The organism is Prevotella sp. LMAG:51 (genome assembly GCF_008680225.1).
Classification (GTDB): Bacteria; Bacteroidota; Bacteroidia; order Bacteroidales; family Bacteroidaceae; genus Prevotella; species Prevotella pectinovora.
On sequence record NZ_NALQ01000015.1, the window covers coordinates 22,746 to 47,709 of the forward strand.

19 protein-coding genes and 1 tRNA gene are annotated in these 24,964 nt (G+C 51.0%); 13 read left to right on the top strand and 7 right to left on the bottom strand.

Annotated features, from left to right (window positions below; all coding sequences use genetic code 11):
• Window positions 1-18: 18 nt before the first annotated feature.
• The 7 genes from infB to CCC32_RS04460 all read right to left on the bottom strand — a co-directional run bounded on the left by infB (window position 19) and on the right by CCC32_RS04460 (window position 7,759).
• Window positions 19-2,853 carry a translation initiation factor IF-2 gene (gene infB, locus CCC32_RS04430; protein WP_287072603.1) on the bottom strand — a complete coding sequence of 945 codons (2,835 nt, stop codon included), beginning with the start codon at window positions 2,851-2,853 and terminating at the stop codon, window positions 19-21.
• A gap of 186 nt (window positions 2,854-3,039) precedes the next feature.
• Window positions 3,040-4,302, bottom strand: a complete 1,263-nt coding sequence (gene nusA, locus CCC32_RS04435) for a transcription termination factor NusA (protein WP_042517916.1) — start codon at window positions 4,300-4,302, stop codon at window positions 3,040-3,042.
• A 3-nt stretch (window positions 4,303-4,305) separates the two neighbouring features.
• Window positions 4,306-4,773, bottom strand: coding sequence for a ribosome assembly cofactor RimP (rimP, locus tag CCC32_RS04440; RefSeq protein WP_042517913.1), 468 nt, complete (start codon window positions 4,771-4,773; stop codon window positions 4,306-4,308).
• Between the two features lie 333 nt (window positions 4,774-5,106).
• On the bottom strand, window positions 5,107-7,080 hold the full coding sequence (gene gyrB, locus CCC32_RS04445) for a DNA topoisomerase (ATP-hydrolyzing) subunit B (RefSeq protein WP_287072607.1): 1,974 nt from the start codon (window positions 7,078-7,080) through the stop codon (window positions 5,107-5,109).
• A 67-nt stretch (window positions 7,081-7,147) separates the two neighbouring features.
• Window positions 7,148-7,306 carry a hypothetical protein gene (locus tag CCC32_RS04450; RefSeq protein WP_156132463.1) on the bottom strand — a complete coding sequence of 53 codons (159 nt, stop codon included), beginning with the start codon at window positions 7,304-7,306 and terminating at the stop codon, window positions 7,148-7,150.
• A 98-nt stretch (window positions 7,307-7,404) separates the two neighbouring features.
• A complete protein-coding gene (gene rpsT / locus CCC32_RS04455) occupies window positions 7,405-7,659 on the bottom strand; it encodes a 30S ribosomal protein S20 (protein ID WP_022316040.1) in 255 nt (84 codons plus the stop codon).
• Window positions 7,660-7,687: 28 nt separating this feature from the next.
• Window positions 7,688-7,759: transfer RNA gene (locus CCC32_RS04460), tRNA-Glu, on the bottom strand.
• Window positions 7,760-7,908: 149 nt separating this feature from the next.
• On the opposite strand from CCC32_RS04460, the gene recO reads away from it, so the two are divergent.
• From recO to ftsA, 13 genes are all read left to right on the top strand, one after another.
• Window positions 7,909-8,634, top strand: coding sequence for a DNA repair protein RecO (gene recO / locus CCC32_RS04465; protein ID WP_287072611.1), 726 nt, complete (start codon window positions 7,909-7,911; stop codon window positions 8,632-8,634).
• Window positions 8,635-9,537: 903 nt separating this feature from the next.
• Window positions 9,538-10,035 (top strand): division/cell wall cluster transcriptional repressor MraZ, encoded by a 498-nt coding sequence (gene mraZ / locus CCC32_RS04470; protein WP_022316038.1) that lies wholly within the window; start codon window positions 9,538-9,540, stop codon window positions 10,033-10,035.
• Between the two features lie 21 nt (window positions 10,036-10,056).
• On the top strand, window positions 10,057-10,986 hold the full coding sequence (rsmH, locus tag CCC32_RS04475) for a 16S rRNA (cytosine(1402)-N(4))-methyltransferase RsmH (RefSeq protein ID WP_022316037.1): 930 nt from the start codon (window positions 10,057-10,059) through the stop codon (window positions 10,984-10,986).
• 18 nt (window positions 10,987-11,004) lie between these two features.
• Complete coding sequence (locus CCC32_RS04480) at window positions 11,005-11,607, top strand: FtsL-like putative cell division protein (protein WP_287072614.1); 603 nt, start codon at window positions 11,005-11,007, stop codon at window positions 11,605-11,607.
• On the top strand, window positions 11,604-13,766 hold the full coding sequence (locus tag CCC32_RS04485) for a PASTA domain-containing penicillin-binding protein (protein WP_287072616.1): 2,163 nt from the start codon (window positions 11,604-11,606) through the stop codon (window positions 13,764-13,766). The genes CCC32_RS04480 and CCC32_RS04485 overlap by 4 nt, the downstream gene beginning before the upstream one ends.
• 112 nt (window positions 13,767-13,878) lie before the next feature.
• Entirely contained in the window at window positions 13,879-15,333 is a 1,455-nt protein-coding gene (locus tag CCC32_RS04490) for a UDP-N-acetylmuramoyl-L-alanyl-D-glutamate--2,6-diaminopimelate ligase (RefSeq protein WP_022316034.1), read from the top strand.
• A 101-nt stretch (window positions 15,334-15,434) separates the two neighbouring features.
• A complete protein-coding gene (locus tag CCC32_RS04495; protein ID WP_044074238.1) occupies window positions 15,435-16,706 on the top strand; it encodes a phospho-N-acetylmuramoyl-pentapeptide-transferase in 1,272 nt (423 codons plus the stop codon).
• Between the two features lie 50 nt (window positions 16,707-16,756).
• Window positions 16,757-18,088, top strand: a complete 1,332-nt coding sequence (gene murD, locus CCC32_RS04500; RefSeq protein WP_022316032.1) for a UDP-N-acetylmuramoyl-L-alanine--D-glutamate ligase — start codon at window positions 16,757-16,759, stop codon at window positions 18,086-18,088.
• A 50-nt stretch (window positions 18,089-18,138) separates the two neighbouring features.
• Window positions 18,139-19,443 carry an FtsW/RodA/SpoVE family cell cycle protein gene (locus tag CCC32_RS04505; RefSeq protein WP_287072619.1) on the top strand — a complete coding sequence of 435 codons (1,305 nt, stop codon included), beginning with the start codon at window positions 18,139-18,141 and terminating at the stop codon, window positions 19,441-19,443.
• 136 nt (window positions 19,444-19,579) lie between these two features.
• The gene (gene murG, locus CCC32_RS04510) at window positions 19,580-20,698 is read left to right on the top strand and encodes an undecaprenyldiphospho-muramoylpentapeptide beta-N-acetylglucosaminyltransferase (RefSeq protein ID WP_022316030.1); all 1,119 of its coding nucleotides are present in this window, start codon (window positions 19,580-19,582) and stop codon (window positions 20,696-20,698) included.
• 104 nt (window positions 20,699-20,802) lie between these two features.
• Window positions 20,803-22,182 carry a UDP-N-acetylmuramate--L-alanine ligase gene (murC, locus tag CCC32_RS04515; RefSeq protein ID WP_042517901.1) on the top strand — a complete coding sequence of 460 codons (1,380 nt, stop codon included), beginning with the start codon at window positions 20,803-20,805 and terminating at the stop codon, window positions 22,180-22,182.
• 64 nt (window positions 22,183-22,246) lie between these two features.
• Window positions 22,247-23,401, top strand: coding sequence for a POTRA-like domain-containing protein (locus CCC32_RS04520; RefSeq protein WP_287072622.1), 1,155 nt, complete (start codon window positions 22,247-22,249; stop codon window positions 23,399-23,401).
• 42 nt (window positions 23,402-23,443) lie between these two features.
• Window positions 23,444-24,958, top strand: coding sequence for a cell division protein FtsA (gene ftsA / locus CCC32_RS04525; protein ID WP_022316027.1), 1,515 nt, complete (start codon window positions 23,444-23,446; stop codon window positions 24,956-24,958).
• Window positions 24,959-24,964 lie beyond the last annotated feature (6 nt).

Here is a 24,964-nt window from a genome sequence, read left to right on the forward strand (position 1 = left end):
GTATGTAGTCCTGGGGGATTACAGTTTCTGCTTAACCTCAATCTCTGTGAACGTCTCGATGACGTCGCCCACCTGGATATCGTTGAAGTTGACGAGCGAGATACCACACTCGAAGGTGACTCCCACCTCCTTGACATCGTCCTTGAAACGCTTGAGGGCGTTGATGGCTCCAGTATGGATAACGATACCGTCGCGGATAAGACGAGCCTTGTCTGTGCGGTGAACCTTGCCCTCGGTGACCAAAGCACCGGCAACCGTTCCGACCTTCGAGATCTTGTATACCTCGCGAACTTCCACCTGACCGGAGACAACCTCCTTGACAACCTTGTCGAGCATACCCTCCATGGCGGAAGTGACATCCTCGATGGCGTCGTAGATGACAGAATAGGTGTTGATCTCCACACCCTCCTGGTCGGCGAGCTTGCGGGCCGCTGCCGAAGGACGCACCTGGAAGCCCACGATGAGAGCATCCGAAGCGTCGGCGAGAGTAACATCGCTCTCTGAAATCTGACCCACGGCCTTGTAGATGACGTTGACCTTGATCTTCTCTGTAGAGAGCTTGATGAACGAGTCGCTGAGAGCCTCGATACTACCGTCGGTATCACCCTTGACGATGATGTTGAGCTCCTTGAATGATCCGAGTGCGATACGATGGCTGATGTCGCTGAGGGTAAGACGCTTCTGAGTGCGCAATCCCTGCTCACGCTGCAACTGCAGACGCTTGTTGGCAATCTCACGAGCCTCCACCTCAGTGTCGAGAACGTGGAAGGCATCACCTGCCGTAGGAGCACCGTTGAGACCCAGGATGATTGCAGGCTCTGCCGGCTTTGCCTCATCGATACGCTGGTTACGCTCGTTGAACATAGCCTTGATACGTCCGTAGCTCGTTCCGGCAATCAGGTTGTCGCCCACACGGAGCGTTCCGTTGCTCACGAGAACAGTAGAGACATAACCGCGACCCTTGTCGAGCGACGACTCTATGACGCTACCCGTAGCCTTGCGGTTTGGATTAGCCTTCAGTTCGAGCATATCGGCCTCAAGGAGCACCTTCTCAAGAAGTTCGTCAACGCCAATGCCCTTCTTGGCACTGATCTCCTGACACTGGTACTTTCCGCCCCACTCCTCTACAAGGAGGTTCATATTGGCGAGGTCTTCCCTGATCTTGTCGGCATTGGCACCCGGCTTGTCAATCTTGTTGATGGCGAATACCATCGGCACGTTGGCAGCCTGTGCGTGGGCGATTGCCTCACGTGTGGTAGGCATCACGCTGTCGTCGGCAGCGATGATGATGATGGCTATATCGGTGACCTGGGCACCACGGGCACGCATGGCGGTGAACGCCTCATGACCCGGAGTGTCGAGGAATGTGATATGTCTGCCGTTCTGCAACGTCACGTTGTATGCACCGATATGCTGGGTGATACCACCTGCCTCACCGGCGATGACGTTGGTATTGCGGATATGGTCGAGGAGAGAAGTCTTACCATGGTCTACGTGTCCCATCACGGTAACGATAGGAGCACGTGGCAGCAGATCGTTCTCATCGTCAGGCTCCTCATTGATAGCCTCCGAAACCTCGGCACTAACGTATTCTGTCTTGAAGCCGAACTCCTCAGCAACGAGGTTGATGGTCTCTGCATCGAGACGCTGGTTGATAGACACCATGATGCCGACGCTCATACAGGTACCGATGACCTGGTTTACAGAGACGTTCATCATGTTGGCAAGTTCGCTGACGGTAACGAACTCCGTAAGCTTCAGTATCTTGCTCTCTGCCTTCTCCTCGGCGCGCTGCTCCTTGAGATGTTCCTGGGCGGCGTCGCGCTTCTCCTTGCGGTATTTGGCTCCCTTCTTGTTCTGTCCCTTGCTGGTGAGGCGTGCGAGCGTCTCCTTTACCTGACGTGCTACATCCTCCTCGCTTACTTCAGCCGGCTTCTGTCCGCCGCGCTTGCGGTTCTTCTTCTTGTTTGAACCTCCGGCGTTCTTCTGACCGCCCTGGGCGTTGTTCTGCTTGGCAGCTGCAGCGATGTCTACACGCTCCTTGCCGATGCGCTGACGCTTCTTGCGCTCGCCATTGGCGTTTGCTCCGCCATGCTGTGCCTTCTCCTCACGCTCCTTGCGGCGCTCCTCCTTGCTCTTCTTCTTAGGACGAGTGCTCTGGTTCAGAGAGTCGAGGTCAATCTTGCCCAACACGTTAACCTTGGGAGCGAGTTTCTTCTCGCTCTTCAGCGTGAACACCTTTGAGTCGTTGTCGGCAGCAGCAGGCTGTGCCGCATTTGCCGGTGATGCCTCTTTAGGCTCATTCTTTGCAGCAGGCTGTGCTGCTGGCTGTGCTGCCTTCACTTCCGACTTTGATGCCACCGGCTCCGGTTTAGGCTGGGCTGGCTTAGGCTGTTCTTGACTTGGCTGCTCTTTGGCAACCGTTTCCACTGGTTCCTGTGCCACGGGCTTCTCCTCGGCTGGCTTGCTGACGGCAGCAGCATTTGCCTTTTTCTCTTCGGGCTTTGCAGTAGAAGCAGCAGATTTCGCTGATGGCTTCTTGCCCAGACTGTCGAGGTCTATCTTTCCTAATGGTGTGTACTTCTGCTGAGGTCTTGGCTCTGTGCTTCGTCCCTCTTTCTTGTCAGAGCGTTTCTTCTCCTTAGGACGCTTCTGCAAGAGCTTCTCTGCCTGTGTGCGCTCCTCCTTGTCCGACTTGTATGCCTCTACGAGAGCATTATACTGTCCGTCGGTGAGCTTGGAGTTAGGACCCTCTGGAGCCTCTCCCAGTTCGCTTCTTTTTTTCAGGAAATCAACTGCCGTTTGAAGTCCTATATTCAATTCACTAATCGCTTTGTTTAATCTGATGCTCATACTATATGTTTTACCCTTCTTCTTTCTTTTCTGTTATTATTCGGCTTGTCCGGAGCGTTCTGACTGCGGAATATTCGTTCTCCGCCCTTGCTTGCGGTCCGCCAGTTTCCGGAACATGCCATTCCCGAATGCTTACACATGCGGCACACCGTTCTGGGGAGCGGCGTGCCGTATGGACTGTATGTATTATTCGAATTCCGCTCTCAGCACCTGGAGCACGTGGTCTACCGTCTCCTCTTCGAGGTCGGCTTTCTCTACGAGCATTTCGCGTGGTGCCTCAAGCACCTTCTTTGCAGTGTTGAAGCCGATAGACTTGATGGCATCGATTACCCACTGGTCTATCTCGTCGGCAAACTCGTCGAGGTAGATGTCTTCCACCTCCTGGCCATCCTCCATGTCACGGAACACGTCGATGGTGTATTCTGTCAGCATACTTGCCAACTTGATGTTCATACCGCCACGGCCGATTGCCAATGATACCTCTTCCGGCTTGAGGAACACCTCTGCCTTGTGGTTCTCCTCGTCTACATTGATGTTGAGGACCTTTGCCGGACTGAGTGCGCGCTGGATGAAGAGCTTGGTGTTTGCGGTGTAGTTGATCACATCGATGTTCTCGTTGCACAGTTCTCTTACGATACCGTGCACGCGGCTACCCTTCACTCCCACGCATGCTCCTACCGGGTCGATGCGCTCGTCGTAGCTCTCAACGGCGATCTTGGCTCTCTCTCCCGGCATACGTGCTATGCGCTGCACGGTGATGAGTCCGTCGGCAATCTCTGGCACCTCCTGTTCGAGCAGGCGCTGCAGGAACACCGGACTTGTGCGGCTGAGGATGATTTTCGGGTTGTTGTTCTCGTTGTCCACACGCAGGATGACAGCCTTTACGGTCTCTCCCTTGCGATACTGGTCGCGAGGAATCTGCTCTCCCTTAGGAAGGATAAGCTCGTTGTTCTCGTCGTCAACGAGGAGCACCTCTCTCTTCCACACCTGATAGACCTCAGCTGTGATTACCTGTCCCACACGGTCTTTGTATTTGTTGTAGAGGCTGTCGTGCTCGAGCTCGAGCACCTTTGAAGCCAAAGTCTGACGCAGGTTGAGGATGGCACGGCGTCCGAACTTGCTGAAGTCCACCTTCTCGCTCACGTCCTCACCCACCTCGTAGTCTGCCTGTATCTTGCGAGCCTCTGTGAGTGTTATCTCTTTGTTGTCGTCATGCTCCACGCCGTCGGCAACGACGGTACGGTTACGGTATATCTCGAAGTCGCCCTTGTCGGGGTTCACGATGACGTCGAAGTTCTCGTCGCTGCCGAAGATCTTCGCGATGACGTTGCGGAAGCTTTCCTCGAGCACGCTCATGAGAGTCGTTCTGTCGATATTCTTCGTTTCCTTGAATTCTTTGAAGGATTCGAACATGCTTACTGTTTCTTCTTCTTTCTTCAATGCTGCCATAGCTTATTTGAAACTTATTAAGTATTTTGTATATTTCACTGTGTTCATGCCGAAGGTCTTGTCAACGTCTTCTATTACCGGGCGCTTGGCTCCTTCCTTCTTCACTTTCTCTTTCACGGTGATGGTGAAATCGTCTCCATCCACACTCTTGAGCAGTCCTTTCCATTTCTTTCCGTCGGCGTCGAGCACTTCCACTTCTTTTCCGATGAAGTTGAGATACTGCTGTCTCACCTTGAAAGGCTGTCCGAGGCCGGCGCTGCCAACCTCCAATTCGTAGTCCTCGTCATCACGGTTGAGGTTGTCTTCTATGAAGCGGCTGAGCTGCACGCAATCCTCAATCCACACGCCATCTGCATGGTCGATCTCCACGACGATTCTGTCGTCTGGACTAATCTCAATGTCAACGAGGAAATAGTCTTTGTCCTCGAGCCACTGGTTAACTAATTTTTCAACTACGTTTTTGTCTATCATAAATAAAATAACTTGTGGTAATTCCCTTGAGGCGGCAAGAGAATGTCATCCATCAGAAAGTGTCGCCTGTCGGGGATTTAAAATAAAATGAGGAGCTCCTTCGGGGCTCCCCATTCCACTGAACGCTGCAAAGTTAACAATTATTATTAACGTGCGCAAAGTTTTATGCATAAAATATGTGGTTTGCATCTGCTTTTTCTTCGTTTTTTAGCATTCTGCCATGAAGTATAGGCATTACCAACCATCAGATTCCGTCTTATTGCCGTTTTCCGGTCCGTTTCCTTTCCGGGGAACCGGATGTTTCCACGTACCGTCCCGACGCCTTCCGGCTGTTTATGCGTCGATGTTGGCGTATGTGGCATTCTGCTCTATGAACTGGCGGCGTGGCTCCACGTCGTCGCCCATAAGCATAGAGAATATCTCGTCCGCCTCGGCGGCATTCTCTATGTTCACCTGCTTGAGCAGACGGGTCTTAGGATTCATTGTGGTGTCCCAGAGCTGCTCCGGGTTCATCTCTCCCAAACCTTTATATCGCTGTGTGTGGATATTCTTGTCGTCGTCCACGCCGTTGCCGTATTTGTCGAGGAACGCCTGACGCTGCTGCTCGGTGTAGCAGTATTCCTTCACTTTGTTCTTGAAGGTGCAGAGATACAATGGCGGAGTGGCGATATAGAGATGTCCCTCCTGTATCACCTTCGGCATGAAACGATAGAAGAGCGTCATGATGAGCGTGTCGATGTGAGAACCATCGACGTCGGCATCGGTCATGATGATGATCTTGTCGTAGCGCAGCTTTTCGGTGTTCGCCTCCTTGTCGTCTTCGCCGTCCACTCCGAAGCGCACGCCGATACTCTGGATGATGTTCATCACCGACTCGCTCTCGAACACCTTGTGCCACATCACCTTCTCCACGTTCAGGATCTTACCTCTGAGCGGCAGGATTGCCTGGGTGTAGCGGTCGCGGCCCTGCTTTGCCGAACCTCCGGCGGAGTCTCCCTCGACGAGGAATATCTCACACTCCTTCGGGTCACGGTTGGAACAGTCGGCGAGTTTTCCCGGCAGTCCGCCTCCGGTCATCGGGTTCTTGCGCTGCACGCTCTCACGTGCCTTGCGTGCCGCGATACGCGCCGTAGCTGCAAGGATGACCTTCTCGCAAACCTGCTTCGCCTCTTTCGGATGCTCCTCCAGATAGTTTGTCAGCGCCTCCGACACGGCCTGCTGCACGGCTCCGGTAACCTCGTTGTTTCCGAGCTTCGTCTTTGTCTGTCCCTCAAACTGCGGCTCTGCCACCTTTATCGAGATTACGGCGGTGAGTCCCTCACGGAAGTCCTCTCCGGCGATTTCTATCTTCGCCTTCTCTATCTGCTTTGAAATCACCGGGTCGCTGTCGGCGTATTTCTTCAGCGTGCGGGTGAGTGCCATACGGAAGCCCATAAGGTGTGTTCCTCCCTCTATGGTGTTGATATTGTTTACGTATGAATGGATATTCTCGCTATAGTCGGTGTTATACATGATAGCCACCTCGATTGGAATACCCTGCTTCTCGGTCTTCAGATAGATGACATCATCGAAGAGGTGGGTGCGATGGCGGTCGACGTAGCGCACGAACTCCTTCAGTCCCTCCTTGGCATGGAACACCTCCTGACGGGTCTTTCCCTCCTCGTCGGGACGCATATCGGTAAGCGTTATGGTGATGCCGGCATTCAGATATGCCAGCTCTCTCATTCGCTTGGCTATGATGTCGTACTTATACGTGGTGGTGGTAAATATGGTTGGGTCCGGCCAGAACTGCTGACGTGTTCCCTGCTGGTCGGTCTCTCCCACTACCTTCACGGAATAGAGAGGCTTTCCCTTTTCGTATTCCTGCTGATAGATCTTGCCGTTGCGGAACACCTGCGAGAGCATCTTTGTGGAGAGTGCGTTCACACAACTCACACCCACTCCGTGGAGTCCTCCGCTGACTTTGTATGATCCCTTGTCAAACTTTCCTCCTGCGTGGAGCACCGTCATTACCACTTCGAGTGCCGACTTGTGGAGTTTCTCGTGCATGTCCACCGGAATACCACGTCCGTTGTCCTGTACCGTGATAGACTCGTCCTCGTTGATGGTAACCTCGATGTGCGTGCAATAGCCTGCCATCGCCTCGTCGATGGAGTTGTCCACGGTCTCGTTCACAAGGTGATGGAGACCTTTCTCACTGATATCGCCGATATACATGGCCGGACGCTTGCGCACAGCCTCAAGACCCTCCAGCACCTGAATGTTACTGGCGGAATAGTTGTTCTCGTTTATCTGATTGTCTGACATTGTTGATTTCTTGATTTTTTCAAGGGGCAAAGATAGTCAATTTTATTGACATAGGGAAATTTTCGGTTTAAAAAGTGTCGCCGTTCCTCTTCACCCTCGACATATTGGGGTTATTTCCAAACTGGCCATCAGATTCCGCATCTGCCAGGCCTTTGTTTTCATACACATAACGCTGCATCATCCTCACGCCACCATCGGCATGCAAAACGGCGATATGCCATAACATAACGATATGCCATAACGCAGAAATGCCACAATCTTCCGATTGCAGCATTCCGTATGATTCAATAACATTTTACATCGCCCCATAGTGCGACTCTTGACTTAGGCTAGGCTATTGATGTGCTGTGCCAAGCTTGACTTGATGTTAGCAGCCTTATTCTTGTGGATAAGGTTAGTCTTAGCCAGCTTGTCAAGAATCTTCTGTACGCTTGGGTACATCTTAACAGCCTCTTCCTTGTCTGTCATAGCGCGCAGTTTACGAACTGCATTACGCATAGTCTTTGCATAATATCTGTTGTGCAAATTCTTTTTCTTATCCTGGCGGATTCTTTTTAGTGATGATTTGTGATTTGCCATCTTGTTATTATCTTTTTATTTTTTATTGTAGTCCCTAGGAGAGTCGAACTCCTCTTTAGAGAATGAAAATCTCTCGTCCTAACCGATAGACGAAGGGACCATAATCGGATTTTGCGGTGCAAAGTTACGTCAACTTTATCATATACACAAATATTTTCAAGAAAAAATATTGAAATTCGTGCTTTTCTTGTTGTTTTTAAGGATTTTACGCCCTTCGAATGAGGTTTTTTGATAATTTTGCCGACAAATATGACTTTCAACATCAATTGCATAGTGCTCCACGCCTTCATGTTCAACGATTCGAAAATGATGGTAGACGTGCTCTCCAGAGAGGAGGGCAGGCTGTCGTGCGTGCTAAACATAGGGCGGTCGAAGGCGGGCCGCGGGCGCCGCCAACTGTTCCAACCCCTGTCGATTCTCGAACTGACTCTCGACCGCAAGGTACCGGGACTACTCGCCACAGTGAAAGACGCTCATGTGGCAGTGGCATTCGCCAATATCCCCTTCGACCCCTACAAACTCGCCATATCGATGTTTCTCGCCGAATTCATTGCCAACGTCACGCGGTCAGAAAAGGAATCGGAGGTTCTCTTCGACTACATATCTGAGAGTCTGCAGTGGCTCGACGGAGCGAGAAAGGATTTTTCGAACTTCCATCTTGTGTTCATGATGCGCCTGACGAGGTTTGTGGGATTCTTTCCCAACCTTGAGGACTACAGCGAGGGATGCGCCTTCGACATGCAGAACGGATGTTTCGTGGACTGGGCACCGCAGCAGAGGGGATTCCTCACGGGCGACGACGCCACCAAGATGCAGACTCTGATGCGAATGAACTACGACAACATGCGACTCTTCAAGATGTCGCACGCCGACCGCAACCGATGTCTCGACGTTATAACAGACTACTACAGGCTGCACGTGGCTGACTTCCGCGAAATGAAGTCGCTCTCCATTCTGAGGGAATTGTTTGCCTGACCTTCATTCCAAGCACCGGTTTTGCCCTTCTATTACCTATTATATATAGAGACGCACACATGCACGGCAATCGGAAAAGGACGGAACATGACACAGCATCGCTAATGCCCCACCCTTCCGGACATACCAGACAAATACATCTGAAACATAATCGTCAGCACTGAAACCGGACAGGACACAAGACTTGTCACCAATCCCAACCATTGCAGCAAGGGAAAACAAACAATGCTTTGGAATTAGAATATTTTAACTCTTTACGGTGCTTAATTGTTAAATCATACAGTTGACAAATATGTATAAAAGTTATACATATTACTGATTCTTAATGACCAGATGGGACTTCAAGCATTTAGTCCGGACCATCAACAGCCAGAGGAGATCTCACTCCATTTTACTCCAAATTCCATATTGGCAAAAAACAATCGCCACAAAACCATCAGGCCATCTGTTTTCAATGCAATACCTATACAAACAGACTACTGACAACCAGATTGTTAACAGCCAGATGATTATCCGCGAGTTATCCGGATGATTCGCAGACAGGAGAAGCTGCCAGACGACAGGAATCTGATGAATTGAATCCGGATGGCAGAAATCAAAACAAAATTCAAATAAGGCCAAATGACCGATTTGGGTTAAAACCGGAATATGAATATTGTGACATACCCCAATTGGGCAAGGCGTCTGATATGTTAAATAATATATCTTCATTTGTGAACTCTTATTAATTTATTTAGTTCCAAAAGCCTCATCTACCCACCCCACCACCTGCCCTCATTAGACACCAAGTAATGAAGAGAAATCAAAAAAAAATACTGAAAAGAGGAAAATTGTGGGGAAAAGTGGCGGAGTGTGGGGGAAAATGTGTAACTTTGAAGCCCAATAACCCATTAAGATGTACGTATGCGATTTTTAGGTAACATAGAGGCAAAGATCGACGCGAAGGGACGTGTGTTCCTCCCCGCAACTTTCCGCAAGGTATTGCAAGCCGGCGGAGAGGAAAACCTCGTGTTGCGCAAAGACGTGTTCCAGCCATGCCTCGTGCTCTACCCGGAAAGCGTATGGAACGAGCAGATGGACGAGCTGCGATCAAGGCTCAACCGCTGGAACAGGGAGCATCAGCGCATCTTCAGACAGTTCGTGAGCGACGTGGAAGCGATATCGCTCGACGGCAACGGCAGATTCCTGATTCCAAAGAGATACGTCGACATGGCTGCGATAAGCGGACAGGTGAAATTCATCGGCATGGGCGACTCGATAGAGATCTGGAGCGAAGGAAACACCGCAGACCCGTTTATGGAGCCCGACGAATTCGGCGCCGCTCTGGAGAGCATTATGGGTGACCCCTCGCCGGCGGATGCCGACAACGGGAAAGTGAATGACAATATTGCTGGAAACTAAAGAAAAAAACTAAATAAAACAATGGCTACCATCATCGATACATATCACGTGCCGGTATTGCTCGAAGAGAGCGTCGGCGGACTTGACATCAAACATGACGGGACATACGTCGACGTGACGTTCGGCGGTGGCGGTCACAGCCGCAGAATACTGCAGGAGCTGGACGGTGGCGGACACCTGTACAGCTTCGACCAGGATGCGGATGCGGAAAAGAACGTGAGTCCGCAGGACAACTTCACATTCGTGAGGAGCAACTTCAGATATCTCAAGAACTGGATGCGCTACTACGGAGTGGAAGGACTCGACGGACTGCTTGCCGACCTGGGGGTGTCGAGCCACCATTTCGACGACGAGACGAGAGGGTTCTCATTCAGATTCGACGCACCGCTCGACATGAGGATGAACAAAAGGGGCGGAGAGAATGCCGCCGACCTTGTGAACGAGAGGTCGGAAGAGGAACTCGCCGACATGTTCTACCTCTACGGTGAACTGAAGAACTCAAGGCGCATAGCGAAAGCCATCGCCCAAGCGAGGGAGCAGAAGCCAATACTGACGACACAGGACCTGATGGATGCCACGCTGCCACTGTTTCCAAAGGAAAGGGGAAAGAAGGACATGGCGAGGATGTTCCAAGCGCTGCGCATCGTGGTGAACCACGAGATGACGGCACTGAAGGAGATGCTCGCCTCTGCCACGGAACTGCTGAAACCGGGCGGCAGGCTGTCGGTGATAACATACCACAGCCTGGAGGACAGGATAGTAAAGAACTTCATGAAGACGGGAAATGCTGAAGGCAAGACGACACAGGACTTCTTCGGAAGGGTGGAGACACCGTTCAGACTTGTCAACAACAAGGTGATAGTGCCATCCGACGAAGAACAGCAGGTCAACCCGCGAAGCAGAAGCGCAAAACTGAGAATTGCAGAGAAAAGAGAACCGGCCGACAAATAGTGGAGACGAACAAAAGAAATGAAAGAAGACTATACTGACATAAACGCCGAAGAGGGAACGACACCGACACTGACAGATACGGACGGACACCGGACGGAACCTCTCGCCAGCCAACACGACGCCAACACCGACGCCGCAACGACTGACACTGCCGACACGACAGCATCCGCCGACACGACGGAAAAGAGGAAGACGGACGTGGAGGCTACCGGCGAAAACCTGGAAAGCCAAGAGGCAAGAAAGGAACTGAAACGCATTGTGGAGGAGATTGCCAGAGAGGACGAACGGCCGATGTCGTCGAACTTCTCGCTCAAGAAAATCCTCGGCGGCGAATTCCTGCAGGCAAAGATAATAAAGCAGTACAAATGGCTCATCGTGATAATCGTGGGCTTCATGATAGTATATGTGTCAAACAGATACAGCTGCGACCAGAAGAGAATACAGATTTCAAAGCTCAACAAGGAGCTGGAAGAAGCGAAGTTCAGGGCGATGACGACAACAAGCGAACTGACGAAGATAAGCCGCGAGAGCAACGTGCTGCAGATGCTGCAGAACTGCAAAGACAGCGTGCTGCATATTCCTAACCAGCCACCTTATATTATAAACGTACCGGAACAATGAATACAAACAGACAGCAAAACTTGGCCAAATCGGTGAAGAGATACAGGATAATAGCCTGGATTGCCGTGCTTATCTGCCTGTTGATCATCGGAAAGGTGGTTTATGTGGGCACTCTGAAGCGTGAATACTGGATGAAAGTGGCGGAACAGAAAAAGGTAAAGGAAAAGCCGGAACCTGCCGAACGCGGAAACATACTGAGCTGCGACGGAAGGCTGCTGTCCGGAACACTGCCGGAATATGACCTTATAATAGACTTCAGCGTGTGTCAGGAGTGGCGCGACTCCATGTGGAGAGCCGATTTCCCGAAAATCTGCGCCGGGCTGCACCGTATATTCCCTGACAAAAGCGAGGAGTATTTCCGCGACAGACTGCAGGAGGGATACGACAAGAAGAACAAGAGCTGGAAAATAATAAAGAGGCGAGCTACCTTCGAGGAGATGACGGAGGTGAAACGGCTGCCGGTGTTCAGAGAGCCAAGACTGAGAGGAGGATTCCACGAAGTGGAGCATACGACGAGGAAGAAGCCCTTCGGGTCGCTCGCAAGCCGAACAATCGGTGACCTAATAATAAGTAACGGGCAGCCGAAATGCGGACTGGAACAGTCGTTCAACAAATACCTGAGCGGCACACCGGGAAAGAAGCGCATACGCAAGGTGTTCGACAAGACGATACCTGAGATAATCGTGCCGCCGGTGGCCGGATGCGACATCATAACGACAATCGACGTGGGAATGCAGGACCTCTGCGAGAGGGCGCTCCTGGAGAAGCTGAAGGAAATCAACGGCAACGTGGGAGTGGCTATCGTGATGGAGGTGAGCACCGGCGACATCAAGGCAATGGTGAACATGTCGAAACTCGCAAGCGGCGACTATGCCGAGATAAAGAACAACGCCGTGTCTGACCTGCTCGAACCGGGTTCGGTGTTCAAGACGGCATCGATAATGGTGGCACTCGACGACGGAGTGGTGGACACTACTTATATGGTGGACACCGGAGGCGGAGTATGGGACATGTACGGAGCGAAGATGAGAGACCACAACTGGTCATCAGGCGGTTATCAGACGATATCACTGCCTCGCACGCTGGAGGTGAGTTCCAACATCGGAGTGAGCCGGATTATCGACAGATACTACGGCAAGAACCCGGAGAAATTCGTTGAGGGACTACGACGCATCGGAATGGGAGCACCGCTGAACCTGCCGTTCAAGGGAGCGGGAAAGGCGCAGATACGCATGCCGAAGAAAAACAAACGTGGGCAATACACCAACTGGTATGGTACCACGCTGCCGTGGATGAGTATCGGATATGAGACTCAGGTGCCGCCGATATACACGCTGACCTTCTACAACGCCATCGCAAACAACGGAAAGATGGTGGCGCCGAGATTCGTGAAGAGCGTGGTGAAAGACGGACAGGTGGTGAAGGATTTCCCCACCGTGGTGGTGAAGGAGAAGATCTGCAAGGAGAAGACTCTCAAGGAAATGCAGACAATCCTATACCACGTGGTGAGTCAAGGACTGGGCAAAGCTGCCGGTTCGGAATCGTTCAAGGTGGCCGGCAAGACAGGTACTGCACAGATTTCAAAAGGACGGTCGGGATACAAGAGCGGACCGATGAACTATCTCGTCAGCTTCGCCGGATATTTCCCTGCCGACGCTCCACGATACAGCTGCATCGTATGCATACAGAAACCGGGACTGCCGGCATCGGGAGGAAGACAGAGTGGTGCCGTGTTCCACAAGATATCGGAGGGCATAATGGCTCAAAGCCTGAAGCTGCTCGCATCCGATGCACGCACACCGGACGCTCTGCTGACGCCGGAAGTGAAAAACGGCAACATGCTTGCCGCCGACTATGTGCTGGCACATCTCGGTGTGAAGACCAACGAGGGATGGAACGGCAGCTATGCAAACGGAAACCCGATATGGGGAAAGGCCGAGAGCAACAACAGGATGGTGACGCTGACCAAGGGAAAGGCGTATGCCAAGAACCTGATGCCAGACGTGATAGGAATGGGAGCCCGCGACGCCGTGTACATCACGGAGACAAGAGGTCTGAAGGTGACTATCTATGGCAGAGGAAAGGTGTATGAGCAGAGTATAGCGGCTGGCTCGAAGATAAGGAAGGGACAGCGATGCGTGATAAAGCTCAGGAACTGACATTGACACCCTAATGAATGAAGTTTGACACCCTAATGTACAGAAGGGCAGACTACGGAGGGGGAAATCAAGGACAATAAAGAAAACAACATAACATATATAAAGAAAGACTATGGTACTGGAAGAACTTATCAAAGGACTGAAGACGGTCAGCGTCTGCGGTCAGACAGACATAGAGATAACTGGCGTGAACATCGACTCACGCCGAATCAAGGAGGGACACCTGTTCATCGCACAGCGCGGAACCCAGGTGGACGGACACAAGTTCATACCTAAGGCTATCGAACTTGGCGCAAAGGCTGTACTCTGCGAGGTTTTGCCAGAGGAGAAAGCCGAGGGAGTGACTTATGTGCAGGTGGAATCCACTGAGGACGTGGCAGGAAAGGTTGCCACGATATTCTATGGTGACCCATCGAGGAAACTGAAACTCGTGGGAGTGACGGGAACGAACGGCAAGACGACGATCGCCACATTATTATATAATATGTTCCGCAAGTTGGGATACAAATGCGGACTGCTGTCTACCGTGTGCAACTACATCGAGGACGAGGCGGTTCCTGCCGACCACACCACACCGGACCCTATCGAGCTGAACTATCTGCTCAGCAGAATGGTAGACGCCGGATGCCAGTATGCCTTCATGGAGTGCAGCTCCCATGCCATAGCACAGAAGCGCATCGGAGGACTGGACTTTGCTGGAGGACTGTTTACAAACCTGACACGCGACCATCTGGACTACCACAAGACGTTTGAGAACTACCGCAATGCAAAGAAGGCATTCTTCGACCAGCTGCCGAAGACAGCGTTCGCCATAACGAATGCCGACGACAAGAACGGCATGGTGATGGTGCAGAACACGAAGGCTACGGTGAAGACATACTCCACACGCACAATGGCTGACTTCAAGGCAAAGATCCTTGAATGTCACTTCGGCGGCATGTATCTCGAAATCGACGGCAGAGAAGTGGGAGTGCAGTTCATCGGTAAGTTCAACGTCAGCAACCTGCTCGCCGTATATGGTGCTGCCGTGATGCTGGGCGAGAAACCGGAGAACGTACTCCTCGTGATGAGCACGCTGAAGAGCGTGAGCGGAAGACTCGACCCTATACAGTCGCCAGAGGGCTACACGGCTATCGTGGACTATGCACACACTCCTGACGCACTGGAGAACGTGCTCAATGCCATACATGAAGTGCTCGAAGGAAAGGGCCATGTGATAACGGTCTGTGGCGCCGGCGGAAACCGTGACAAGGGCAAGCGTCCTTTGATGGCGCAAGAGGCGGTGAAGCAGAGCGACAAGGTGATAATAACGAGCGACAACCCAAGATTTGAGGAGCCGCAGGATATAATCAACGACATGCTTGCCGGACTGGACGACCAGCAGATGAAGAAAGTGGTAAGCATCGTTGACCGTCGTGAGGCCATCCGCACCGCCTGCATGCTGGCACAGAAGGGCGACGTGATACTCGTTGCCGGAAAGGGCCATGAGGACTATCAGGAAATAAAGGGAGTGAAACATCACTTCGACGACAAGGAGGTGCTGAGAGAGGCTATGGGCATCAAATAAGGATGCGGAAAGCAAAATACTCACATCACCGAAGCAATCCCTGACGCCTGACGGAAGACAGACTACGGGACAAACAAAAAGTGAAACGAATATAATATATCATGTTATACTATCTATTCAGATTCTTAGACCAGTTCGGCATTCCGGGAAGTCACATGTGGGGATACATCTCGTTCCGCGCATTGCTCGCCCTGATTCTCTCGCTCGCCATCTCGGCTTGGTTCGGAGAGAAGTTTATAAAATACTTGAAGAGCAAGCAGATAACAGAGGTGCAGCGCGATGCCAAGATAGACCCGTTCGGGGTGAAGAAAATCGGCGTGCCTTCAATGGGAGGCATCATCATCATTGCCGCCATACTGCTGCCGGTGCTGCTGCTCGGACGAATGAGGAACATTTATCTCATCCTAATGATCATCACGACGATATGGCTGGGATTCCTCGGCGGACTCGACGACTACATCAAGATTTTCCGCCACAACAAGGAGGGACTGCCGGGCAAGTTCAAGATCGTGGGACAGATAAGCATCGGACTCATCGTGGGACTGGTGTTGTGGCTGAGTCCTGACGCCAAAATAAACGAGAATCTGAGCATGAAGAAGATGAACGGCACGGAGGTGGTGGTGAAACACCGCCCTGAAGCACAGAAGTCACTGAAGACGACGATACCGTTCGTGAAGGGTCACAACCTGGACTACTCCAACATCATGTCGTTCTGCGGCAAATACAAGACGGCGGCAGGATGGATTCTCTTCGTGATAATGACAATCCTCGTGGTGACGGCTGTTTCCAACGGTGCTAACCTGAACGACGGAATGGACGGCATGTGTGCGGGAAACTCCGCAATAATAGGTGTGGCGCTGGGAATATTCGCCTATGTCAGCAGTCACATAGAATATGCGGCATATCTGAACATCATGTATATACCGGGCTCACAGGAGCTTGTGGTGTTCATGTGTGCCTTCGTGGGAGCGTTGGTGGGATTCCTTTGGTATAACTCGTATCCGGCCCAGGTGTTCATGGGCGACACGGGATCGCTGACCATCGGCGGCATCATCGGTGTATGTGCCGTAATTATACACAAGGAACTGATGCTGCCGATACTGTGTGGCATATTCTTCGTGGAGAGCCTCAGCGTGATACTGCAGGTCTACTACGCCAAGTTAGGAACAAGGAAAGGCGTGAAGCAACGACTGATAAAGCGTGCTCCTCTGCACGACACGTTCCGCACCACGGACGACCAACTCGACCCGAACATCAAGTATGTGTTCAAAAAGCCTCACACGGCTATCCATGAGTCGAAGATCACCATCCGCTTCTGGATAATGACAATCATCCTGGCTGCAATGACCATCATCACGCTGAAGATGAGATAAAAAGGGAGAAGAAAAGAATAAAATATAAGGTATTATATAGCAAAAGTAATATGAAAAGAATTGTTATACTTGGAGCTGGCGAGAGTGGAGCCGGAGCTGCCGTATTGGCAAAGAAAGAGGGTTTCGACGTGTTCGTGTCTGACATGTCGGCCATCAAGGACAAATACAAGAAGCTCCTTGACGACCACGGCGTGGAATGGGAGGAAGGCCACCACACCGAGGAGAAGATTCTCAACGCTGACGAGATAATAAAGAGTCCGGGCATACCGAAGGAGGCGCCGATGATAAGAAAGTGTATGGAGAAGAACATACATATCATCAGCGAGATTGAGTTCGCCGGAAGATACACACACTCCAAGATGGTGTGCATAACGGGAAGCAACGGAAAGACGACTACAACGTCGCTTATCTATCATATATTCAAGAACGCAGGTTATGACGCCGGACTGGCCGGCAACATCGGAAAGAGCCTGGCGCTGCAGGTGGCGGAGGAGCCTCATGAATACTATATCATAGAACTCAGCTCCTTCCAGCTTGACGATATGTATGACTTCAGGGCAAACATCGCCATCCTGCTGAACATCACACCGGACCATCTGGACCGCTACGACTTCTGCATGCAGAACTATGTGGACGCAAAGATGAGGATTCTGCAGAACCAGACACAGGAGGACTCTTTCATCTACTGGAACGATGACCCTGTGATAAAGAAGGAACTCGACAAATATGACATCAAGGCTGTGAAGTGTCCGTTCTCTGAACTGAAGGAGAAGGGTTCCATCGGTTATATCGAAGAGGGACAGTACAAGATTGAATACCCCACTCCGTTCAACATGGAGCAGGAGGAACTGAGCCTCACGGGCAAACACAACATTTATAACTCTTTGGCTGCCGGTATCGCATCAAACATCGCCGGCATCAAGAAGGAGGAAATACGCAAGAGCCTGAGCGACTTCCCCGGTGTGGAGCACAGACTGGAGAAGGTTGCCACCGTGGGGGGCGTGCTCTACGTGAACGATTCGAAAGCTACCAACGTGGATGCATGCTGGTATGCCCTCGAAAGCATGAAGACACCTACCATCCTCATCATCGGAGGAAAGGACAAAGGCAACGACTACAACGAGATAAAGGATTTGGTGAAGAAGAAATGTGCGGGCATCGTATATCTCGGTGCTGACAACAAGAAACTGCATGATTTCTTCGATGGAATGGGTATTCCGGTGGCTGACACGCATTGTATGAAAGACTGCGTGGAGGCATGCGAGAAGATGGCAAAGCCGGGATATACGGTACTGCTGAGTCCTTGCTGCGCAAGCTTCGACCTATTCAAGAACATGGAGGACAGAGGCGAACAGTTCAAGACTCTCGTCAGGAACTTGTAAATTCCATATATTACACAATAAACTGATAGCATAGGAGACATAGGCAGAAAATGGCAGAAGAGACTACGACAGAGAAAAAAGTTGCCACAAGGAAGATAAAGGGCGACCCTGTGATATGGGGAGTCTTCATCATGCTGTGTATAATAAGCATCATCGAGGTGTTCAGCGCTTCGAGCAACTTGACCTACAAGACTTCCAACTACTGGGGACCGATATGCAAGCATGTGTTCCTGCTCGGATGGGGAGTGTTGTTCATGCTGGCAACGATGAACCTGAAATGCAAATATTTCAAGCTCGTCATGCCGCTGGCATTGCTCATATCGTTCGTATTGCTCATAATCTGCTTTTTCGTAGGTGCCGTGAACGATGGCCACAGATGGATTCCAATACCGGTAATCGGCATGAAATTCCAACCCTCTGAAATGGCTAAAGGAGCCGTGGTGCTCGCCGTGGCAACAATACTGAGCGCCATGCAGACGGATACGGGTGTCGACAAGAGGGCATTCAAATTCATCATCACCGTCAGCGGCGGCTTCATAATTCTCATAGGATTGGAAAACCTCTCTACGGCAGCACTGCTGGGTGCTGTGGTGCTGATGATGATGTGGATAGGAAGAATTCCCAAGAGGCAGTTGGGCAAACTGATGGGATCTCTTGCCATTTTGGCAGTGGGTGGATTGATCATCGTAATGGCCTTCGGACACGACAAGGAGAAAGAGGCTGAAGAGGACCCGAGGATGGCTATGGTGGACAAGAACAAGGTCAAGGCAACAGACAAAGAAGATAGCAAAGAACCGAAATTGTTCCACCGCCTTGACACTTGGAAGAGCCGTATAGACAAGTTCCTCGACGGCAAAGATGTTCCGCCGGAGAAATTCGACCTCAACAATGACGCACAGGAGGGATATTCACAGATTGCCATAGCATCATCTAACATGATGGGCAAAGGACCGGGAAACTCCACGATGAGAGACTACCTGCCACAGGCTTTCAGCGACTTCATCTACTCCATAATCATTGAAGAGATGGGACTGATAGGTGCCGTGGGTGTGTGTCTGCTGTATATAATACTGCTGTTCCGCACCATGACGATAGCGAGCAGATGTGCCAACACCTTCCCGGCACTGCTGATAATAGGAATAGCACTGATGCTTGTCACACAGGCTCTGTTCAATATGGGCGTGGCTGTGGGATGGCTGCCGGTGACCGGTCAGCCGCTGCCGCTGATAAGCAAGGGCGGAACTTCTTCTATAATGAACTGCGTGTATATCGGAATGATACTGAGCGTGAGCCGGTCGGCAAAGAAGAAGAACGAAACAGCTCACATTCCCACAGCAACGCCGATAGCAGCATAAGCATTGAAACGACCGGCAAAGGTCATGAAAAAGATCAAAGGGAAAGATAACCGGTAAAGGTTGATAAAGGAAAAGACATCTGCGAGACAGCATATCTACTGCGGATGAAGTAACAAAGAAACAAAATTTCGGAACAATGGATAATGAACTGAGGATTGTAATCAGCGGTGGCGGCACTGGAGGCCATATATTCCCTGCCGTATCTATCGCAAATGCCATAAAGGCGAAGCGCCCGGAGGCAAAGATTCTGTTTGTCGGAGCACTTGGCAGAATGGAAATGCAGCGTGTGCCGGCAGCAGGATACGAAATCAAAGGTCTGCCCGTCAGAGGACTGATACGTCCACTGTGGTCGCCGAAAAACATCGGTGTGCTCATAGATTACCTGAAGAGCAAGGGTATGGCGAAGAAGATCATCAAAGACTTCAAGCCGATGGCTGCAGTGGGAGTGGGAGGATATGCAAGTGGAGCGACTCTCGACGCGGCACATGCCCTGGGCATCCCAAGTCTTATCCAGGAGCAGAACTCATACGCAGGAAAAACCAACAAGATGCTTTCGACGAAGGCTGACAAGATATGCGTTGCCTACGACGGCATGGAGCGTTTCTTCCCTGCTGACAAGATAATGATGACGGGAAATCCCGTCAGACAGAATATCGTGAATGCGGAGATAAGCCATGAGGATGCGGTGAAACAGTTCGGACTCGACCCGGAGAAGAAGACGATACTCATAGTGGGTGGCAGCCTCGGAGCACGCACCGTGAACGAGAGCGTATTGGCTCATCTCAAGGAGATAAAGGAGTCGGGAGTGCAGTTCATATGGCAGACCGGCAAATACTACCACGAGAGCATCATGCAGAAAATGGCATCCCACAATGACATGCCGATGCTGAAGGTGATGGACTTCATATCCGATATGGGAGCGGCATACAAGGCTGCCGACCTCGTGATAAGCCGTGCCGGAGCAAGCAGTATCTCGGAATTCTGTCTGATAGGCAAACCTGTGATACTGGTGCCATCGCCAAATGTGGCAGAAGACCACCAGACAAAGAACGCCATGGCACTGGTGGAGAAGGACGCCGCGCTGATGGTGAAAGATGTGGAGGCAAAGGACAATGTTATAAAGCTCGCACTGACAACAGTGGGCGATGCGGCAAAACTGGAGAGCCTTGCAACAAACGTGAAGAAACTCGGTCTGCCCCACTCCGCCGACATCATTGCCGACGAGGTGTTGAAACTGGCGGAAAACAAAAAATGACAAACAAATACAAATCCCTGACAATACAGTAGCTGAATCGGAAGGCTAATTCCTGAAAGCAGCTTGGAAAGGCTGACGCTATTGTGGAGAAAAACAAAGAAGCAATGGAACTGAAAGATATAAAAGCAGTATATTTCGTAGGAGCCGGCGGCATCGGTATGAGCGCCATAGCTCGCTATTTCATACATAAAGGACTCGTGGTGGCCGGTTACGACAAGACACCATCGAAACTGACAGAACAGCTGGAGAAAGAGGGTATGCTCATCCACTATGAGGAAAACGTGGACGAGATTCCCCATGCATGCAAGAAACCGGCATCGACTCTCGTTGTTTACACACCAGCCATTCCGCAGGAACACAAGGAACTGGTATATTTCCGCGAGAACAACTTCGACGTGGAGAAGAGAGCACAGGTGCTCGGTATGCTGACACGCACTCACAAGGGGCTTTGCGTGGCAGGCACTCACGGCAAGACAACGACATCAACGATGTGTGCCCATATCATGCATCAGAGTTCTATAGACTGCAACGCTTTCCTCGGCGGCATATCAAAGAACTACGGCACAAACTATATCCTCAGCGAAAAGAGCGACTACGTGGTGATAGAGGCCGACGAGTTCGACCGCAGCTTCCATTGGCTCCGTCCTTGGATGAGCGTGATCACCTCTACCGACCCTGACCACCTCGACATATACGGCACCAAAGAGGCTTATCTCGAAAGCTTCCGCCACTACACCACTCTGATACAGCCAGGAGGCGCACTCATAATCCACAAAAACCTGGAGATGAAGGCTGACGTGCAGGATGGAGTGAAGGTGTATACATACAGCCGCGATGAAGGTGACTTCCATGCGGAGAACGTGAAGATCGGAAACGGAGAAATCACTTTTGACTTCATATCGCCGGTGGAAAGCATCAAGAACGTGAAGCTCGGACAGCCGGTGCCTATCAATATAGAGAATGGTGTGGCTGCTATGGCTATGGCTCAGCTTAACGGCTGCAATGCAGAGGAACTGAAATACGGAATGAAGACTTATCATGGAGTGGACCGCCGGTTCGACTTCAAGATAAAGACCGACAAGCTCGTGTTCATGAGCGACTACGCACATCACCCTAAGGAGATATACCAGAGTGCTAAAAGCATGAGGGAACTATATAAGGACAAGAAGATAACTGTTATCTTCCAGCCTCATCTCTATACAAGGACAAGAGACTTCTACAAGGACTTCGCCGACAGCCTCAGCCTGCTCGACCGCGTGGTGCTCTGCGACATCTATCCTGCCCGTGAGGAACCGATACCTGGTGTGACATCGAAACTGATATACGACAATCTGAAACCGGGAGTGGAGAAGGAGATGATACACAAGGAGGACGTATTGAAGTTTGTAGAAGACAACGATTTCGAGGTGCTCGTCGTACTTGGTGCTGGCGACCTTGACAACTACGTGCCTCAAATAGAGAAGATACTGGAGAAAAGGAAATAAACACTACCTGCCGGCGAGCGTCCCTGACTGTCAAGGAAGCGGCTCGCTGGCAGGCTGAATGGAAATGCGACCAAAATACAAGAAACTAATACTGCTGATGCTCGATGTCATACTCTTGGTGTATGTCTTCGTAGCGATGATCTCGTTCAACAAACCGGACGAGAGCAAAAACGTGTGCACAGAGGTGAACATCGTTATCGCCGACCAGAATGCCAACGGCTTCCTCACCGCCAACGAGGTGAAGAAGATGATGAAGGACAGCAGGATGTATCCTCTGAACTTCAAGATGACGGACATACAGCCAAGGCTGATAGAAGACCTGCTGTGCAAGAGCCCGTTCGTGAAGACAGCGGAATGCTACAAGACGAAAGACAACAAGGTGTTCGTGAGCATCACGCAGCGACTGCCGGTGATAAGGATAAAGAGCGAGAGGGGCGACGACTACTATCTCGACGACAAAGGAGGAATAATGCCCAACACCAGCTATACCTCTGACCTGATAATAGCCACGGGCAACATCAGACAATCGTTCGCACGCAACTACATCGCGCCAATGGCAAATATCATAATGGCAAACGACCTGTGGAAGAACATGATAGAGCAGATCAACGTGCTGTCGGACGGTGGAATAGAAATAGTGCCGCGAATCGGAGACCACGTGGTATTCCTCGGATACATGCCTCAGACAAGATATGCATCCAAACGGAAGGAGAAGATTGCTGCATTCGTGGATACGAAACTCACACGACTGGAGAAATTCTACAAATATGGTCTGAGCCAAGTGGGATGGAACAAATATCCGTATATAAACCTGGAATTCGACAACCAGATAATCTGCAAGAAGGACAGGAACGCCAAAGGCAATCAGGAGACCGCCCCGCAAGCGCCTCAGCAGGAACAAAAGCCTGATGCCAACACTCCTGCCGCCCAGCAGTCTGGCGACAGTCATCAGGAAAAGCCGCAGAACGACAGACAAAAGACTGAAAAGAACGAGGCTGAGAAGAACAGTCATAATACAAAGGACAAAAAGACTGAAAGGAAGGAGAACAACCGGAAAAAGTCGGATAAAGCTGCTGACAAAAAGAAGACCGACGGCAAGAGGTCGGACAGGAAGAAAGCTGCAGACAGGAAGTCTTCCGAGAAGAAAGCAGACAAGAAGAAGTCTGCCGAGAAGAAATCGGGAAGCAAAAAGTCTACCGACAAGAACAGACGGTCATAAACCAAGAAACAAATAAAAGCAACCCCATAAAAAATAAGCAATATGCCAGCAAAGGATTTTATAGTAGCAATAGAACTGGGCTCGTCGAAGCTAAGAGGAATAGCAGGACGAAAGAACAATGACGGAAGCATCAGCGTTTACGCCATGGCCAGCGAAGACTCCTCAACGTATATCAAGAAGGGAACGGCACACAACCTGGAGAAGACAATCCAGGGCATCACCAACATCATCGGAAAGCTGAAAGCCGCCCTCAACAGGGAGATTTCGCAGGTGTATGTAGGAGTCAGCGGACAGTCAATCTTCAGCGTCAAGAACGAAATCGTGCGCGACCTGCCGAAAGACACGCTCATCACACAACAGATGGTGAACGAACTGATGGACACTAACCGCAACAAGACATATTCAGACAAGCAAATCCTTGATGTTGCCATACAAGAATACAAAGTGGGCAATGACTACGAGAACGACCCCGCAGGAATTCAGGCTGACCAGCTGACTGGAAACTTCCTCAACATCCTGTGGCGCAAATCTTTCTACGACAAGCTCACCAACTGTTTCGACAAGGCAGGGATAAAGATTGCCGAACTCGACATCGCTCCGCTGGCACTTGCCGACTGTATTCTCGATGATACACGCAAGAGGGCTGGCTGCATGCTTGTGGATATGGGTGCGGCAACGACCACAATGCTCGTATACCACAAGAACATACTGCGCCACATCGCCGTGATTCCTCTCGGAAGCAGCAACATAACCAAGGACATCGCCTCGGCAAACATCGAAGAGGATGTGGCTGAGAAGATGAAGATAAAATACGGCAGCGCATATACCGAACTGGAAGAGCGAGACAAGACGATGGAATACTCCGTCACACCGGAGCAGACCATCTCAAGCGAAAAGTTCCAGCAGATTGTGGAAGCCCGCATACAGGAGATAATAGAGAACGTGTGGGCACAGGTGCCTACAGAATACAAGAAGAAACTGAACGGCGGCATCGTAATCACCGGCGGTGGTTCCAACATGAAGAACATCACCAAGGCTTTCAGCAAGAAGACGGAGATTGACAAGATAAACATCGTGCAGTTCATCAACGACACCGTGACGACGACCAAGAACATCAACCTCCCCCACGACGGTACGCTGAACACCCTGCTGGGACTGCTCATGAAGGGCGACCAGAGCTGCGACGGAGGCGAGATAAAGACTTCTCTCTTCAATGAAAGCAACCAGCCCGAACAACCTGCTCTGACAAAGACACAGCCTACGGAGCCAAACTATGTGGCTGGTGGAACGGCAGGAGTGAGGACTCCGGCAGAAATTGCCGCTGCTGCGGAACTGCAACGCAAGCAGGACAACGACGAATGGACAAAGGCCGTTGCCGACAACACCATCGGTGCATACCAGAGCTACAAGGAGAAATATCCTAACGGACTGCACACCGAAGAGGCTACAAAGATAATCGAGGAGATTCAGAACAAAGAATCCAAGCCGAAAGACAATATAATCAAGAGGGGCATCTCGGTATTCAAGAGGTGGATTACTGAAGAAAACGAAGAATAATACTAC

Coding starts and splice junctions, on each gene's coding strand:
- murG (WP_022316030.1), top strand. CDS start 19,580: ATGGATAATGAACTGAGGATTGTAATCAGCGGTGGCGGCACTGGAGGC.
- CCC32_RS04495 (WP_044074238.1), top strand. CDS start 15,435: ATGTTATACTATCTATTCAGATTCTTAGACCAGTTCGGCATTCCGGGA.
- infB (WP_287072603.1), bottom strand. CDS start 2,853: ATGAGCATCAGATTAAACAAAGCGATTAGTGAATTGAATATAGGACTT.
- CCC32_RS04450 (WP_156132463.1), bottom strand. CDS start 7,306: ATGTTATGGCATATCGCCGTTTTGCATGCCGATGGTGGCGTGAGGATG.
- CCC32_RS04485 (WP_287072616.1), top strand. CDS start 11,604: ATGAATACAAACAGACAGCAAAACTTGGCCAAATCGGTGAAGAGATAC.
- mraZ (WP_022316038.1), top strand. CDS start 9,538: ATGCGATTTTTAGGTAACATAGAGGCAAAGATCGACGCGAAGGGACGT.
- recO (WP_287072611.1), top strand. CDS start 7,909: ATGACTTTCAACATCAATTGCATAGTGCTCCACGCCTTCATGTTCAAC.
- CCC32_RS04520 (WP_287072622.1), top strand. CDS start 22,247: ATGCGACCAAAATACAAGAAACTAATACTGCTGATGCTCGATGTCATA.
- ftsA (WP_022316027.1), top strand. CDS start 23,444: ATGCCAGCAAAGGATTTTATAGTAGCAATAGAACTGGGCTCGTCGAAG.
- murC (WP_042517901.1), top strand. CDS start 20,803: ATGGAACTGAAAGATATAAAAGCAGTATATTTCGTAGGAGCCGGCGGC.
- nusA (WP_042517916.1), bottom strand. CDS start 4,302: ATGGCAGCATTGAAGAAAGAAGAAGAAACAGTAAGCATGTTCGAATCC.
- CCC32_RS04490 (WP_022316034.1), top strand. CDS start 13,879: ATGGTACTGGAAGAACTTATCAAAGGACTGAAGACGGTCAGCGTCTGC.
- CCC32_RS04480 (WP_287072614.1), top strand. CDS start 11,005: ATGAAAGAAGACTATACTGACATAAACGCCGAAGAGGGAACGACACCG.
- rimP (WP_042517913.1), bottom strand. CDS start 4,773: ATGATAGACAAAAACGTAGTTGAAAAATTAGTTAACCAGTGGCTCGAG.
- gyrB (WP_287072607.1), bottom strand. CDS start 7,080: ATGTCAGACAATCAGATAAACGAGAACAACTATTCCGCCAGTAACATT.
- CCC32_RS04505 (WP_287072619.1), top strand. CDS start 18,139: ATGGCAGAAGAGACTACGACAGAGAAAAAAGTTGCCACAAGGAAGATA.
- murD (WP_022316032.1), top strand. CDS start 16,757: ATGAAAAGAATTGTTATACTTGGAGCTGGCGAGAGTGGAGCCGGAGCT.
- rpsT (WP_022316040.1), bottom strand. CDS start 7,659: ATGGCAAATCACAAATCATCACTAAAAAGAATCCGCCAGGATAAGAAA.
- rsmH (WP_022316037.1), top strand. CDS start 10,057: ATGGCTACCATCATCGATACATATCACGTGCCGGTATTGCTCGAAGAG.